This window comes from Bradyrhizobium sp. SOJA106, from assembly GCF_059448745.1.
Genome location: NZ_CM182549.1, coordinates 2,211,226 through 2,226,322, shown reverse-complemented (window position 1 = coordinate 2,226,322; position 15,097 = coordinate 2,211,226). Strand labels below are relative to the sequence as shown.

Here is a 15,097-nt window from a genome sequence, read left to right as displayed (position 1 = left end):
ATGGGTTCGTCGATGCTCTTCCGGATCAGCCTGATTGCCTTGTCGCTGCTCGTAGGATGCTACGGCTTCGTCTCTGGCGCCGCGGAATTGGCTGCGAGTGCGCGGCCCGTTTTTCCTGACGATCCCAAGCTGTCGGTACAGCTGCACGAAGCTCCCGGTTGGCCCGGTGGCATTCCCTTCAGATCGGACCTCGAAAGCAATCACACGCTCATCGAAGCACTACATGCCATTCGGGATGGAAAAATCTCTCCGAGGAACGATCATGCCCGATTGCGCGTCATATCGGCCCTGTCCGTAACGCCGTATGACGCCGAGTTATGGCTGACCCTAGCCCTTCTCGAAGCCCAACGTGACCCCAGTGGTCCGGCGGTGGTCGGCGCGCTCAGGATGGCCTACATCACGGGGGCGAATGATGCTCGTTTGATGCCGCTGCGGCTTTATACCGCGACCTCTGCCGATGCACTTTTCGATCTTGAGCTTGCGGACCTCGCGCGAGGCGACGTGCGCCTGATGTTGACGCGCCGCCCGGAATTGAGGGCGACGCTCGTTAGGGCCTACCGGCAAGCCTCCAAGCAGGGCAAAGTCTTCCTGGAGCAAGCCGTGCAGGCGGTCGACCCCTCCTTTGTCGGCGCGCTACGCAGCTAGAAGTTTGTCCGTTTATTGCACGATACCCGGCTGTCCAGAGACCAACTTGCCGGTTCGGACGAGAACGTTTAAGATTGTCCCAATTGGGGAAATACAGCCATGCGATCTCTTTTCGGATTTCTCGCCCTTGCGACGAGCCTGACCGCCGTCGCCTCACCGTCTCTCGCCGCCGACTACGCCGTTCCGCCAGTCGCCGTTCGTCACGCTACGGCTGTTCCCTATATCGATCGCGGCCCCAACCCTTATTGCGGTCCGCGCTGCGGCTGCCCGATCGTGGTCCATGTCCGGCATCGTTCGCTCGGACAGGCATATTCCTACGCTTTTGATCCGCGAACCCGGGACGAGCCTCACTACTACTACGGTCGCGTTCGCACATACGCGCGCTATGCAAATCCCGCATTCCCGGAGCGCGTACTTCAATACTAAGGCGCGCAGATTCGCTGCCTGAGCGCAGACGCCGGTTGAGGCGCTATCAGGGCTCCGATTTGCCGTTGGCTTCAATGGCTGCGGTGCAGTCTAGCTAATTTGCGCCGGTGGGTGGCCTGAACTCCGGAAAGCGGCTCAGCATTGCCGCCTTCAGGAATTTGAAGTGCGCGATTGAGGAGCCCAGCTCCTTGAGCCTGCGCTGCCCGTTCAGGATCTCCTTGTCGAAGAGATCCTGATGGTGATTGTCCAGGTCTTCGCGCTCCAGATACTCGTCATCGCCATTGCCGAACGTCACGGCAGCCCGCGCGAGCACGTCTTCCACGCGGCGGCTCAGGCCTGACTGCTCACGCTCGGCAGCGTGCAGCGCATCTTCGATCGCTGTCATGATGGCCCCGATCCGGGAGCGATCCGTTTCCATGTCGCGTTCGGGCGAACGTGCACGAAACTCCTGCTCTCCCCGGCTATGGCCTCTCAAGAAGTTGTGGGTGCGACCCCGCAAGAACAGCTGGAACATGCGTTCATTTTCCGATTGGAAGCGCCAGACCAGAAAATGGGTCCGGGATAGTTAATAAAGCCTAAAGCCTGGCCCGTTCACCACGGTTCTGCACCAACCACGCCTTCCAGGCTCCGTCGTGCTTGGCGTACAGCTCCTGCCAACGCCGCTCGCCGGCTGCCGGCCACGGGACCTTCCCGTCGCGGAGAACTTGGCCCTCGGATAGGTCGGCAACCGGTTTGCTGTCCAGCCGTTCGAACTCGAAGGTCTCTTCAAGGGTCAGCCCAATCAAAACTCGTCGCCCGCCCGCATCCACGCAATATCGCCGCGGTGCATTGTTCCTCAGATCAGTCATGACGCGCCGCCCCTTCCCAGATCCACGGTCCGCTTAGCGTGCCAAGCCGGCAGCCATAGGCCCACACGCGGGCGCCGCCCAGTCGCTCCGTACGGATGCTGTCATCACGCTAGCTGTCTTCCAGTTGTCTAGTCTCAAAATGCTCGCCGCGCGGCCGGCCGGGATGTCGGCGCGCGATAGGGCGCGTAAAGTTGGCGCATGTGCTTGCGCTTGCGCGAACGCCAGGCACGCGCGAGATAGCCAACTCCGAAGCCGGCGAAGAAGATCAAGCCTACGATCAAGACCGATGTCATTGGGAAATCTTTCCATTTGCGGAACGTTTCCTTGTCCCAGACGCAGGATTCTCATCCTTCAGATTTGTCGACATCATGATGAGCTCTGCTGATTTCGTTCTCACGCGCGAGAAATGTTGGGCAGCCATCTGCTTGAGGATCGATCATCCGCATGCAGTCAGCCGACGAACCACAGGATCAATCTCAGCAGCAATAGCGTGATGAAATAGACCCAGCCGGCCATCGCGATCAGCACAACACTGAAGAACGCGCCTTCGAATGCCCGTTCCTTGATCTTGGTGAGAGGCAGCGTCGTCCAAGCTTTTTGAAGCATCTGCGTGTTCGCATTGTTGTTTGCACGATCATAAGCGAATGAATTCGACGATCTCGTGACGCGTCCTCATGAGATGAGGTGCAGGACTCCATCGAGGGAGAATTCACCGGGGATGACGTTGCATGCGCCCATCATGAGTTGATCGATTGTGAACCAGAGTGGACACGAGCGTCACGATTTCGCGCGCGATGATTCGCTTCGTCTCGATCAGCACGATGTTGCAAGGCGTGAGTGCGAGCGAGAAATGTATCTCGCCGCGAGCAAGCTAGCGCGGAGCTATCGGCGCGAAATCCGCAGCCTGTCGGTCGGCTCCCGACCGCCCGAGAAACACAAAGAAGCCCTTGTCCGTCGAGACGATGTCGCCCGGCTGCAGCGTGTCATCGCTCAGCACCCGTTCAGTGGCGATCTTCTCCGGCGGATCTGACACGAACGTTCGCAACGGCGCATTTTGCCGCCACTCCCGTCGTGCCTGCTCAGCCCGCGAGCGAGCTTGCTCGATCCGGCGCTTCCAATCTTGACGGGAAATATGACTATCGGGGGATGCGACGGGATCACTAGCCTGGCTTTCGGCCATCGAACCAGTCGTTGATATCCCGTCGCCGGCCCAAGCTTGACCGCACCACGCATGGATCGTCACGACCAACGCAATCATGGCGCCGAAATCTGGTCTCATAGCGAGCATTGCGATGGTCTGACTATTCGAACCGCAGAGTAGTTCATCGGGGCGACTGTGTCAGCAACGACCGGTAGAGAGCCAACAGAGCAAAGACGGCGAGGCCTGGAACATCAACTCGCGCTTCGAACTCGACAGTAGCCATCTCTTGAATCCAGTTCGCGCAAACCAGTTCTGCGGAAGCCATAATGGAAGCATCCTCGGTTTCAGCCACTTGTCCGTAAGCCGCCGTCACTGACGAAAAACTCCCGTGGTTATACGTAGATCCGGCACCAGCTTCGTAGCGGTAAGGTTGAGAGGTTAGCTTAATTCCCAGTCTTTGTTGCGCGTTTCGGCGGATCGCATATCCATCGTCGTACCGGGCTTCCCCCAAGGCCCGGCCCCACCCAAGCAAAGCCGCTGAGCGAACATGGGTCCGCTTGGCGGCTTTGTCGTCGTATCGATGTGAGAGGGTAGTTTCGATTATGGCGCGCAAGCCCTGGTCATTCAAGGAAGACCGCCGCCTCATGCAATTGGCCAAGTCTTCGACTTCGCTGGAAGATGCAGCAAAACAGCTCGGGCGATCGCCCGACGCAATCAAGCGGATGGCCTTGCGCCTCGGCCTTTCACTCAAGTCGAAGGCAGCGAAGAAAGGCTAGCTAGCAGCTGGCGAAGGCCGCCTGAGTCGCTTAGGGAATCACGCCCCGTTCTTCGCGCTGTTTCGGCAAGATCTGCCGAGAAGCGGGGACTCCGCTGTGACACATTAGTTCACTGTCGCGGCATCGATCTGGCTAGCCCTTAACGTTGCATTCGTGGTGCTGCGCCTTTGTGTCACGCGGCCCGTCGGCCAAGGTATCCACGCTCAGATAGTGATCGAAGTGATTTGAGAGACGTGGACCGGCAGCACTCGAGGGCACGACACAAAAGGCTGTGCTTGTTTGCCTAGGAACAGCAGGTTGACGATGCGGCTCGAAAGCAGCCGCCTGCAAGGAAGCGCCTTTATCTGACGAATCCGAGCTGGCACGGCAAATGCTTCGAGTGGTGCCATGCTGGCGCTGCTCTTCGTATTGGCTATTTTTGCGGCTGGGTTTGCCGCGGGTTACGCCATTCGCGAGCTGCGTTCACGGCGGCGCCGACGCAGGTTCAGGCGAATTGCCTCCTGAACGGGCGTGACGCAAGGGTCATGATGTTGACACACGTTCCTCGATGAGCATTCTGCGGACGGGGACAAAGTTCCGGTCATCCCAGGCAAATTCATGTGATCGCGAGTCATCGGAAGTCCGCAAAACTGCCTTATGAATGTTGACCAGCACCGGTATCGGACACGCAAGTGCTCCGATGGTGGTTCTCTCGCATGTTCGACATCATACTCCTGGCTGCCATCGTGGCAATTTCGTTCGCGGCTGGTTATGGAACGCGATCCGTCATCTCGCAGAGGCGTCGTACGAAATACCTCAAGTTGAAGCCTTATGTGCGCCCCTCCAAGTCGTCCGAGCCTCCACAATTCCTGATCCGTCCCCACGGGGGAAATGTCGCTCAGATGCCGAGGGTTGCATCAAACGGCCGTCGTAGCGGCTGATCCTGGCAGGTTGTTCCGGTCCAGCCCTCGCCGCGCCCCGATGAAGGTTGGCGCATCCGTTGTTGCGAAGCGTCGGTGAGCACTCTCGTCGGACGGAGAGGCGCGGCCTCCTTAACGATAGCAAAGGGTTTCCCGGCATCAGCTCGCAAAATTGCGGTATGGTGCTGACATGTTTCGGAAGCCCCTCGTTGCGGCCACTGGCATCTGCCTCGCGCTGATAACTTACGCCACCCTGGCGAAATTGGCAGGTCGCCCCGTGCTTGTCGGCCATCACGAAGCCTATTGGATCGTCGTCGTCGAGCGGTTCAGCGCTTATGGGCTGCTGGGCTTTCTCTTGTCTTTTTTGCTGCCTGGACGCTTCCGCCTGGCTTGCATGCTCGTGCTGTCCGTCGCAATCGGGCTCGAGGTTCTGCAGGCTCTGACGCCCGATCGCGATCCGGCCCTGGTGGATGTGCTGCAGAAGGCAGCAGGCGGAACAGTCGGCGTCCTGTTTGCTCAGGCGATTCTTGCCTTTTTGCCCAGAGCTCCATCGTAGACACGTTCTGCACGCTCTGCTCAAAGCTCGCAGCATGACGCAGATTGGCAAACTGCGGCTTCTGATCCACAATGCACACACCCTGTTTAGAGGATTTGAACGATGGCCGGTAAACTTCATGTGCTCCTGGGTGGAGCTTTGCTCATTGCCACATCGCACTCGGCAATCGCCCAAGGCACTTATCCGAGCGGTGTGCGCAGCGGCTACACCGGCACTATGTCGAGTTCACCCACCCCGATGACTAGCGCTACGGGTGCATCCCCCTCTCCGACAACGTCGACTCGAAACCTGGGAACCGGCCAAGGACGTACCGAGGGCGCGATGGGACTTTCGCCGCAATTGCAGAAAGAGTTAGGAATTGGCCGTCAACAGTAGGCCTGTTGCCAGTTGCGCCGGAATGCGTGTTGCGTCCGGCCCTCCAGATATTGATCGAGAATGCCTACAACTGGCCGGCGACATCGATCAAGCCCGCCAGCCGGAGAGAACAGGTGCTTCATGCTGCGTCCGACAATCAACTCCAGCGTGATGTATTGCTGAATAAATCTCGCCGACGATTGCGATCGCCCCCGATTCGGGGAATCGCTTACGCGACCCCGCGCCGGCCGAGGAATTCGTGCGGTGTCAGGAGCTCGGCCATCTGCCGATGCGTGGCTTGGAGCGCCTCGATGGCGCCGTCGAGATCGAAATCAGACTCGCGGACGGAGGCGAAGAACTTGGCTGTCAACGCCAGATCCAGTTTGACGCGCGTCGTTCCGTCGCGGCTCTTGCGACGGTCAAGTGACAGGTGAATGGCTCTCAACCGGGCTTCACTGCTGCCGCAGTCGCACAGTCTTCCGAGTTCGTCATAAGTCATCCAGATCTGAGGCATGTTTTCCACCACTGTTATCTGGCTTCAGATTTAGATTCCACGTCTAAAGGCACGGTTGCTTCGGCGCGGCCCCAGCGTCTTTTCGAGGCAACAGCGTCAATGCAATACTAAGATGCGGGAGACCTGGGTGGTCCGGGGAAGTGGCGCGGCCGGGACCGGCTGTCGAGCCCCCTGGGCAACTTGTCATTGAGCTTCACGACCCCGCGCCGCCCCTCGACGGCAGGTTGATCTTCCTGGCTGTAGATCAACGTCGCCTCGAACATCACGTCAGGCGCTTGCCTCGCTCTTCCGGAGCAGGTCGCCATCGCCCCACTGCACACGCCGGAGAGCTCGACCTCGACCTCGTCGTGCCCGAACACGGTCGGCGGGCCATCGGCATACCGCTTGGTGGTCAGGAGGGCGGTGAAGCGCTGCTCGTCGACGCGATAGGATCCGCCATAGGTGAAGAAGCTGTCGCTGCCCGAGATCCGCCCTTCGGCCAGATGTACGACGCCGGTGCCCTGGCCACGTGGGGTTCTGAACCAGGCAGCGTATTTGCCGTCTCTCAGCATGAAGAACATCCGTCGCAATTCCATGCGTATTTGCGACGAACTCTGGGGCGCGACAATGACCGATGCGACGAGCATTTCGCCACGGTTAATGCCCCGCAAAGCGAACCCGTCAAATTGCTGGCGGCGCGCGCAAAGGCGCGACGGCCGACGTCAGAACAATTCTATGCCGTCATCCGCGGCCTCAACCGCGTTGACCCTGCGCGTGGCGGCGACACGGAAGCTCGGCGAGCGCGAGGAGGAGATCATCCTGCGGCTCGCACTCGCGGTCGAATATCGCGACAACGACACCGGCGAGCACACGCTGCGGGTCGCCCGGTACAGCCGCATCATCGCCGAGCAGCTCGGCCTGTCGGCCCGGCTCTGCCGCGACATCTACTTGGCCGCGCCCCTGCATGACGTCGGCAAGGTCGCCATCCCCGACAACATCTTGCTCAAGCCTGGCCGGCTGACCGACGAGGAGATGGCGGTGATCCGGACCCATGCGACGATCGGCGAGAGGATCCTGGCGGACTCCAGCTGCGAGCTGATCCAGCTCGGGGCGCAAATTGCGGCAGGCCATCACGAGCGCTGGGACGAGGTCGTCGAGATCGCCGCCGCGCAACAGGCGACGCCATATCAGACCGAGGCGACACTCTTGCCCAATATAGAGTGTGCGACGGAGAGCCGTCCGGCCATCCCGGCGGCCTGATATATCCATTCGGCCAACAGCTTGCCACGGCTCCGCTTTCTCCGGTCGCCGGGTTGAACCTGTTGCTGCTAGAGTGGCACCAATACCAAGAGTGATTCTGGTCACACATGCCTGGGCGCACCGCTGCTAAGCATCGGACCAGGACGGGGACCGGTACAGCATCGGTCGAACTGGATGAGCATTCCCATGAAAAGCCTGATCGGCGCCGCTGTCGGCGCGTTCTGCCTTGCGGCCCCCGCTTCGGCCGAGACGCCGGCCGCAATCGTCGAGGACGTGCAGGGCAAGGTCGACGGCGTCGCGTTCATGGATTATGTGGCGCCGGGCAAAATCATCAAGCTCGGTCCCAAGGCCAGCATCACGCTCAGCTATCTCAAATCATGCCAGCGCGAGACCATCAGCGAAGGCGTCGTCCTGGTCGGCGCCGAGCAGAGCACCGTGCAGCTCGGCGAGATCAAGCGGGAAAAAGTGCCCTGCGATACCAACGCGGCGAAACTGTCGGAGCGCGAGGCGAACCAGAGCGCGGCGACCACCTTCCGAACGATGCGCTCGGACGCCAAGGACGCATCATCGAAGCTGCCGACGCTTTACGGCACAGCGCCGCTGGTGCAGGCCAAGAGCGGCAGCACGCTGGTGATCGAGCGCACCGACGGCAAGGAGCCCACGATCAGCGTGCCGCTCAAGAGCGAGATCATGGTCGGCGGCAAGTTCTACGACTTTGCCAGGGCCGGCAAGTCGCTGACCCCCGGCGGCAGCTATCTCGCCATTCTCGGCGCCAAGCGTTACGCCTTCCAGGTCGACGCCAGCGCCACGTCATCGCCGACCCCGATCGTCGGCCGCCTGCTGCGGCTCGAATAGGCGACGTAGCGACGGGGCGATGCGACGGATCGGCAGGCGGGACATCGTTGCGGCGTTCCTGATCGCGCTCCTTGCGGGCGCGGTGTTCACGTCTCCGCCGCTACAGACGCTGCAAGGTCTCTCGCTCGACATTCTCACGGCGCTGCGCGGCAAGATCGCCAGTGACAGCCGCGATCCCGCGGCCTCGCCTGTGGTCGTCGTGGCGATCGACGGAGAGACCTACGACACCTCGCCGTTCAAGGGATCGCCGACACAAACCTGGACGCGCGAAATCGGCCGGGTGCTCGGCAGCATCACCGAGGGCGGAGCCAAGGTGATCGGCTTCGACGTGATCTTTCAAAGCTCGATCGAGCAGTCGGAGATTCCATTCGGCGACGCGCCATTCGGCAGCCGCTTGAAGGGATTCGATCGGGACTACCTCATCGCATTGCGGAAGCTTTCCGATAGCGGCAAGCTGGTGCTCGGTGAGATCCTGAGCAATAACCATCCGGAACGGCCCGACCGCGCGCAACAAGTGGCGGTGAAAAGCAATATCCGCGCTCTCAACGTCCACACCGACGCAGACGAGGTCATCCGGCGGATGCCGCTCAGCTTCTCCGTCGACGGCAAGCCGATGCCCGCGATGGCGGTCGAGCTCGCCGCCCGTGCGCTCGGAGTAAAGGTCGAAATTGGGCCGTCCGGCGCAGCCGAATTGTCCGGCTACACGATCCCGAGCGCGGTGCCGAATACACTGTCGCTAAACTTTCGCGGGATGGCTCGCGACGTTCCGACCTATTCGTTCGCTGATCTGCGCGCCTGCGTCGAGAAAGGCGACACCGATTTCTTCCGCCGTGCGTTCGACGGCAAGGTCGTGCTGCTCGGCACTATCCTCAATTTCGAGGACCGCAAGCTGACATCGATGCGCCTTGCGGGCGGTTATGACGGCGCGCCGGGCCCGCGGTGCGCCCTGCCCGCACCCGCAAGCACCGCGCGGAAGGCTCGCAGCGATGTCGCCGGCGTCTTCGTGCACGCCACCGTGGTGCGGAACCTGATCGAGCGCGATGCCGTGACCGAGCTCGGTTTTCCCATGCGAGCCATTCTCACGATCGTGTTCGCGGCGATCATCGCCTGCGCGGCCTGCCTGCTCGCGCCGGGCGGCGCAGTGATGGCATGGTTCGGTCTCACCGCCATCTACACCGCCGTGGCCGTCGGGGCTTTCGTCCACGCCCTGGCGCTGCCGCTGACCGAGCCGGCGCTCGCGAGCCTTGCCGCGCTCGCGATGATGATCGGCTACCGCTTCGTGCTGGCCGATCGCGACGAACGTTTCCTGCGCAAGAGCTTTGCGCTCTATCTCGCCCCCGAAATCATCGAGACCATGGTCGCCTCCGGCAAGATGCCGGAGCTCGGCGGCGAGATGCGCAACGTCACCATGTTCTTCTCCGACCTCAGCGGCTTCTCCTCCATCGCCGAAAAGATGACACCGGGCGAGCTGGTGAAGCTGATGAACGAATATCTCTCCGCCATGACCGATATCATCGAGAGCCATGGCGGCTATGTCGACAAATATATCGGCGATTCCATCGTCGCCATGTTCGGCGCGCCGGCCGACGATCCCGCCCACGCGCGCAACGCCGTCCACGCCGCTCTGAAGTGCCATGAGAAGCTGGCGGAGCTGAACGCCGGCAATAAAGCCTTCGTCGGCCACCGTCTGTCGCACCGTATCGGCCTCAACAGCGGCGAAGCCGTGGTCGGCAATATCGGCTCCCGCCGCCGCTTCAACTACACCGTGATGAGCGACACCGTGAACGTCGCCTCGCGGCTCGAAGGCGCCAACAAATATTACGGCACCGCGATCATGGCCTCGGAGGCAACCGTCGCGCAGACCGGCGACACCTTTGAATGGCGCGAGCTCGATGCGATCAGGGTCTTGGGACGCGGCGAGGCGATCAAGGTGTTCGAGCCGCTCGCCGAGAGGGGCGCAGAGAGCGCTGAGCAGACGAAGGTAGCCGCGGCGTATGCGGAGGGGCTGGCGTGCTGGCGGGCGCGGGAGTTCGCGAAGGCGGCTGATGCGTTCGAACGCGTTGCGAAGATCGACCCGGCATCGGCGCTGTTCGCCAAGCGCGCGAAAGCTTTGACGGTCAATCCTCCGCCGCTGGATTGGGTCCCTGTCAACACGCTGGAAGGGAAGTAACCTCTCTCACCCTCCTCTCCAGGGGAGCGGAAGAGAGATCGCGCTAAAACGGCAGCCCCACATAATTCTCCGCGAGCAGGCGCTGCGCCGTCTCGGACGAGAGCAGGTATTCCAGCTCGGTCTGCTGCAGCCGGTCCTCATATTCCAGCCGGTCGGGGAAACGATGCAACATCATCGTCATCCACCAGGAGAAGCGCTGCGCCTTCCAGATCCGCGCCAGCGCCTTGGCGGAATAGCCCGCAAGCCCGGAATCATCGCCGCGCCGATAGTGCGCGAGCATGGCGTGATAGAGATAGTAGATATCGGAGGCAGCGCTGTTCAGCCCGCGCGCGCCGGTCGGCGGCACGATGTGCGCAGCATCTCCGGCGAGGAACAGACGGCCATAGCTCATCGGCTCGGCGACGAAGCTGCGCAGCGGTGCGATGCTCTTCTCGATCGAGGGCCCCGTGATCAGGCGGCCGGCAACCTCGTCCGGCAGGCGGCGCTTCAGCTCGGCCCAGAACGCATCATCGCTCCAGTCCTCCACCTTGTCGGTCAGCGGCACCTGGACGTAGTAGCGGCTCAATACCTGAGACCGCAGCGAGCAGAGCGCAAAGCCGCGCTCGTGCTTCACGTAAATCAGTTCCGGCGACACCGGCTTCGTGCGCGACAGCACACCAAGCCAGCCGAACGGATAGACCTTCTCGTATTCGCGCAGCACGTCCTTCGGGATCGACTTGCGGCTGACGCCATGAAAGCCGTCGGCGCCGACGATGTAGTCGCAATCGACGCGGACAGTCTCGCCGTTCGAGCGGTACGTCACGTAAGGCCGGTTGGACGTCAGATCATGCGGCGTGACGTCCTCGGCATTGTGCACGACCTTGCCGCCGAGCCGGTCGCGCGCCTCGTAGAGGTCGCGCGTCAGCTCGGTCTGGCCGTAGACCAGCACCGAATTGCCGCCGGAATGCTTGTGCAGGTCGATATGGGACAGCTTGCCGTCATGGGCGATCTCGAATCCGCCGTGGATCTCACCCTCGCGGTCCATCCGCTCGCCGCATTGCGCCTCGCGCATCAGTTTCGCAAAACCATGCTCGAGCACGCCGGCGCGAATCCGGGCGAGCACATGATCGCGGCTGTATTTCTCCAGCACGATCGTGTCGATGCCCTTCAGATGAAGGAGCTGGGACAACAGCAGCCCGGACGGTCCACCGCCGATGATGCAGACCTGAACTTTCATTTTTGCGTCCTCCCGTCGGCACTTTTTTGCAGATCTGATCCCGCAAACCGATGGAGGGTTTCGTCTTTGTCTTGTACTATTCGAACATGAGACGCGCAGCCCCTGTCCCGGCGATCCGGGTCTATAATCTGTTTGGCGAATCCGGCGATCTGCCCGACGTCGTGCATTGCGAGACGATCGCGTCCCGCTCGGCGCTGCACGACTGGACGCTAGCGGTGCACCGCCACGCCCGGCTGCATCAGGTGCTGCTGATCGAGCGCGGCGGCGGCGAGGCGACGCTCGACGGGCGGGTGGTGCCGCTCCGGCCGATGCAGATCGTCAACGTGCCGGTCGGCCATGTCCACGGCTTTCGCTTCGAGCCCGATACGCAAGGCTGGGTGCTGACCATCGCGGCGGAAATTCTGGACGAGGCGCTGCTCGCCGCTGAAGGCCTGCGCGGGGCGCTGTCGCGATCGGCCGTGGTGCGCGGCACGCCGCAGATCCGCACGACCATGAAGCAGATTTTTGCCGAGCACGCCGCACGCGATTTCGGCCGGGCCCATGTGCTGCGCGCTCTGTCGTCGGCCATGATCGGGCTGGTGGCACGCGCGCTCACCGGCGAGAGCGGCGGCGCGGGCACGGCGGAAAGCGGACTGTTCCGCCGCTTCGAGGCGCTGCTGGAGCAGCATCATCTGGAGCGCTGGAGCGTTGCGGACTACGCCAAGGCTCTGTCGATCACGCCGACCCATCTCAACCGGATCACGCGGGCTGCGACCGGCGATACCGCCTCGCACCTGATCCTCAACCGGCTGATCCGTGAGGCGCGGCGCAACCTCGTCTACACCAATCTGCCGGTCTCGACGATCGCCTATGCGCTCGGCTTCGAGGATCCCGCCTATTTCAGCCGGGTCTACACCGCTGCCACCGGCGCATCACCGCGGGCATTCCGCGCGCGGCTGTATCGCAATCAAGACTGACACAGGCGCGAAGAACCCAGCGCGCCCACGGTCGCGGGCCACGCCGCGGACCGCGATTGCGCCTGTTGCCGACGCAGCCACTTACCTTCGTATATGCCGTCCCATCCTTTGGATAGGGGCTGTTTACCTCCGTACAATTGAGCCAGAACTGCGCCCGCCTTAGCGTGGCTGCATTCGGCGCCCTGGCGCCTGTGGCATGAATCCTCCCTAACCTTGGCGCAAGGCGGCCACCCCTGTCCGGTCGTCTGCGCCGCCTTTTTCGCCAAGCCATCGGCGCCTTCAGAGCTTCCGGCCGACACACCGCACCATTTCGGCTGGACCGTCCAGCTTTCGTGCGGAACTGGGGATTTGTGCATAATGTCTTCAATTGGGAAGATCGCGCTCTTCATCGATGGCCCCAATCTCTACGCCACCTCCAAGGCGCTCGGGTTCGACATCGATTACAGGCGTCTGCTCGGCGAATTCCAGAGCCGCGGCACGCTGTTGCGCGCGTTCTACTACACGATCGTCATCGAGGATCAGGAGTATTCGTCGATCCGCCCGTTGATCGACTGGCTCGACTATAACGGATACACCGTCATCACCAAGCTCACCAGGGAGTTCGTCGACGCCACCACCGGCCGCCGCAAGGTGAAGGGCAGCATGGGTGTCGAGCTCGCCGTAAGTGCGATGGAGCTCGCCGAGCACGTCGATCAGATCGTGTTGTTCTCCGGCGATGGAGACTTTCGTTCACTGGTGGAAAGCCTGCAACGCCGCGGTGTCTGCGTGACGGTCGTCTCCACTCTCTCCACCCAACCGCCGATGGTCGCAGATGAGCTGCGCCGACAGGCTGACGTCTTCATCGATTTGGCAGACCTGAAACCGAAAGTGGGGCGCGATCCGGCCGACCGGCCGCGGGAGCTGCGGCAGTCACCGCAATTCCTCACGCGCGGAACGATCAAACGCGACGACCGGGTAGAGTGACCCTGCGAGACGAATGCCGGATTTCACACGTCGAAGAACACCGTCTCCTCCGGTCCCTGCAAGTTGATCGTGAAGGAGTACACGACCTTGCCGGCGCGTTCGCTGCGCGTGGCAATCAATGTCTTGCGGCGCACCGGCGGTTCGACCAGGTTGAGCACGGGATCGGCGGCATTGGCGGTCTCTTCATCCGAGAAATAGATTCGCGTATTGAGGCCGATATTGATGCCGCGCGCGACGATCCAGACATTGACATGCGGCGCGCATTTGCGCCCCGCCTTGTCGGTGATGGCGCCGGGCTTGATGGTCTCGAAGGTGACGAGGCCGCTCTCGAAGTCGGAGCCGGCGCGGCCCCAGCCACGAAACGCCTCGTCCAGCGCGCCGGCCGAGCGATCGGCCGGATGGTTGTAGCGGCCGGCCGCATTGGCCTGCCAGATCTCCAGCAGGACGTCGCGCAGCGCCGTGCCGCTGCCGTCGAGCACCTTGCCTTCCAGCGTGATGCGCTCGCCCAACGTGTTTGGCGTCACCAGCACGTTGGAAAAATTCTTCTCGAAGATGTCGAAGCCGGCCATGGCCGGGATCAGGCCGATATGGACGTAGGGCCCGGCGGTCTGCGAAGCGGTTTCCTTGAGGTAGTTGAGCGGCTGCGGCATGATTCAGTTTCCTGGGCTCAGTTCCCTTCGGGGCGATTTTCAAAATAGGTCGAACGCTGGCCGCGCAGCACGATGTCGAAGCGATAGGCGAGCGAGTCGAACGGCGTCGAGGCGTTGAGGTCGAGCGGTGCGACCAGGCGATCCAGCGCATCCTTGTCCGGGATCGTCGTCAGGATCGGGCAGACCGGGATCAAGGGATCGCCTTCGAAATACATCTGCGTGATCAGCCGCTGCGCAAAGCCCGAGCCGAATACCGAGAAATGAATATGGGCGGGACGCCAGCTGTTGACGAAGTTGCGCCAGGGATAGGGACCTGGTCTCACGGTGCGGAAATAGTAATAGCCGGTGTCGTCGGTCAGCGCGCGGCCGCAGCCGCCGAAATTGGGATCGATCGGCGCCAGATACGTATCCTTCTTGTGCCGGTAGCGGCCGCCTGCATTGGCCTGCCAGAACTCGACCAGCGTGTTCGGCACGCCGCGGCCGGTCTCGTCCAGCACGCGGCCGTGGACGATGATGCGTTCGCCGACGGGATCGCCGTCCTTGGCGTAGTTGCGGATCAGGTCGTTGTCGAGCGGGCCGAGATCGTTGTGGCCGAACACCGGCCCCGTGATCTCCGAGACCGAGTTCTCCAGCGACAACAGCGCCTGGCGCGGCGAGCGCAGCACCGAGGATTTGTAGCCAGGCGCATGTGCCGGCGGATGGATCGAGCGGTCGCGCTGGAAGAAGCCGCCATCGCGAGGCGTGAACGGTTCGGGACGGTTGAGGCGAGGATCCTGCAAGGCTGGCATCGGGGCCTGGGCATTCATCGGCGTTGTCTCTCCCTCTGTGGCGCCGGGTCGGGCACGCGGCTTATCGGGAGATCATGAGCCGGTCTATTCTCAAGATAAAT

At 62.1% G+C, this 15,097-nt stretch carries 16 protein-coding genes and 1 pseudogene; 8 read left to right on the top strand and 9 right to left on the bottom strand.

Annotated elements, in window-relative coordinates; genetic code table 11:
- Window positions 1-645 carry a hypothetical protein gene (locus tag AC5V87_RS09810; RefSeq protein ID WP_456840317.1) on the top strand — a complete coding sequence of 215 codons (645 nt, stop codon included), beginning with the start codon at window positions 1-3 and terminating at the stop codon, window positions 643-645.
- A gap of 520 nt (window positions 646-1,165) precedes the next feature.
- Here AC5V87_RS09810 and AC5V87_RS09805 read toward each other — a convergent pair.
- The 4 genes from AC5V87_RS09805 to AC5V87_RS09790 all read right to left on the bottom strand — a co-directional run bounded on the left by AC5V87_RS09805 (window position 1,166) and on the right by AC5V87_RS09790 (window position 3,099).
- Entirely contained in the window at window positions 1,166-1,585 is a 420-nt protein-coding gene (locus AC5V87_RS09805; RefSeq protein ID WP_456840319.1) for a hypothetical protein, read from the bottom strand.
- 61 nt (window positions 1,586-1,646) lie between these two features.
- A complete protein-coding gene (locus AC5V87_RS09800; RefSeq protein ID WP_456840320.1) occupies window positions 1,647-1,919 on the bottom strand; it encodes a hypothetical protein in 273 nt (90 codons plus the stop codon).
- 450 nt (window positions 1,920-2,369) lie between these two features.
- Window positions 2,370-2,525 carry a hypothetical protein gene (locus tag AC5V87_RS09795; protein ID WP_456840321.1) on the bottom strand — a complete coding sequence of 52 codons (156 nt, stop codon included), beginning with the start codon at window positions 2,523-2,525 and terminating at the stop codon, window positions 2,370-2,372.
- 265 nt (window positions 2,526-2,790) lie between these two features.
- Complete coding sequence (locus AC5V87_RS09790; protein ID WP_495370815.1) at window positions 2,791-3,099, bottom strand: hypothetical protein; 309 nt, start codon at window positions 3,097-3,099, stop codon at window positions 2,791-2,793.
- 563 nt (window positions 3,100-3,662) lie between these two features.
- Here AC5V87_RS09790 and AC5V87_RS09785 point away from each other — a divergent pair.
- Together AC5V87_RS09785 and AC5V87_RS09780 are read left to right on the top strand one after the other, a co-directional pair.
- A complete protein-coding gene (locus tag AC5V87_RS09785) occupies window positions 3,663-3,836 on the top strand; it encodes a hypothetical protein (RefSeq protein ID WP_456840323.1) in 174 nt (57 codons plus the stop codon).
- A gap of 1,089 nt (window positions 3,837-4,925) precedes the next feature.
- The gene (locus AC5V87_RS09780; protein ID WP_495370814.1) at window positions 4,926-5,291 is read left to right on the top strand and encodes a VanZ family protein; all 366 of its coding nucleotides are present in this window, start codon (window positions 4,926-4,928) and stop codon (window positions 5,289-5,291) included.
- Window positions 5,292-5,874: 583 nt separating this feature from the next.
- Here AC5V87_RS09780 and AC5V87_RS09775 read toward each other — a convergent pair.
- On the bottom strand, window positions 5,875-6,159 hold the full coding sequence (locus AC5V87_RS09775) for a hypothetical protein (RefSeq protein ID WP_495370813.1): 285 nt from the start codon (window positions 6,157-6,159) through the stop codon (window positions 5,875-5,877).
- A 107-nt stretch (window positions 6,160-6,266) separates the two neighbouring features.
- Window positions 6,267-6,710, bottom strand: coding sequence for a hypothetical protein (locus AC5V87_RS09770; protein ID WP_495370812.1), 444 nt, complete (start codon window positions 6,708-6,710; stop codon window positions 6,267-6,269).
- Window positions 6,711-6,915: 205 nt separating this feature from the next.
- Here AC5V87_RS09770 and AC5V87_RS09765 point away from each other — a divergent pair.
- From AC5V87_RS09765 to AC5V87_RS09755, 3 genes and pseudogenes are all read left to right on the top strand, one after another.
- Window positions 6,916-7,398, top strand: a pseudogene (locus tag AC5V87_RS09765) (HD-GYP domain-containing protein); the annotation flags it as partial.
- 186 nt (window positions 7,399-7,584) lie between these two features.
- Window positions 7,585-8,253: a hypothetical protein gene (locus tag AC5V87_RS09760; protein ID WP_495370811.1), complete on the top strand. Its 669-nt coding sequence runs from the start codon at window positions 7,585-7,587 to the stop codon at window positions 8,251-8,253.
- Window positions 8,254-8,272: 19 nt separating this feature from the next.
- Complete coding sequence (locus AC5V87_RS09755) at window positions 8,273-10,423, top strand: CHASE2 domain-containing protein (RefSeq protein ID WP_495370810.1); 2,151 nt, start codon at window positions 8,273-8,275, stop codon at window positions 10,421-10,423.
- Window positions 10,424-10,466: 43 nt separating this feature from the next.
- Here the strand turns inward: AC5V87_RS09755 and pobA are convergent, their stop codons facing one another.
- Complete coding sequence (gene pobA, locus AC5V87_RS09750) at window positions 10,467-11,639, bottom strand: 4-hydroxybenzoate 3-monooxygenase (RefSeq protein WP_495370809.1); 1,173 nt, start codon at window positions 11,637-11,639, stop codon at window positions 10,467-10,469.
- A gap of 50 nt (window positions 11,640-11,689) precedes the next feature.
- On the opposite strand from pobA, the gene AC5V87_RS09745 reads away from it, so the two are divergent.
- A complete protein-coding gene (locus tag AC5V87_RS09745) occupies window positions 11,690-12,595 on the top strand; it encodes a helix-turn-helix domain-containing protein (RefSeq protein ID WP_495370808.1) in 906 nt (301 codons plus the stop codon).
- A gap of 357 nt (window positions 12,596-12,952) precedes the next feature.
- A complete protein-coding gene (locus AC5V87_RS09740; RefSeq protein WP_456843421.1) occupies window positions 12,953-13,558 on the top strand; it encodes a LabA-like NYN domain-containing protein in 606 nt (201 codons plus the stop codon).
- Between the two features lie 23 nt (window positions 13,559-13,581).
- Here the strand turns inward: AC5V87_RS09740 and pcaG are convergent, their stop codons facing one another.
- Together pcaG and pcaH are read right to left on the bottom strand one after the other, a co-directional pair.
- Window positions 13,582-14,208: a protocatechuate 3,4-dioxygenase subunit alpha gene (gene pcaG / locus AC5V87_RS09735; protein ID WP_495370807.1), complete on the bottom strand. Its 627-nt coding sequence runs from the start codon at window positions 14,206-14,208 to the stop codon at window positions 13,582-13,584.
- A 17-nt stretch (window positions 14,209-14,225) separates the two neighbouring features.
- Window positions 14,226-15,014 (bottom strand): protocatechuate 3,4-dioxygenase subunit beta, encoded by a 789-nt coding sequence (pcaH, locus tag AC5V87_RS09730; protein WP_495370806.1) that lies wholly within the window; start codon window positions 15,012-15,014, stop codon window positions 14,226-14,228.
- Window positions 15,015-15,097 lie beyond the last annotated feature (83 nt).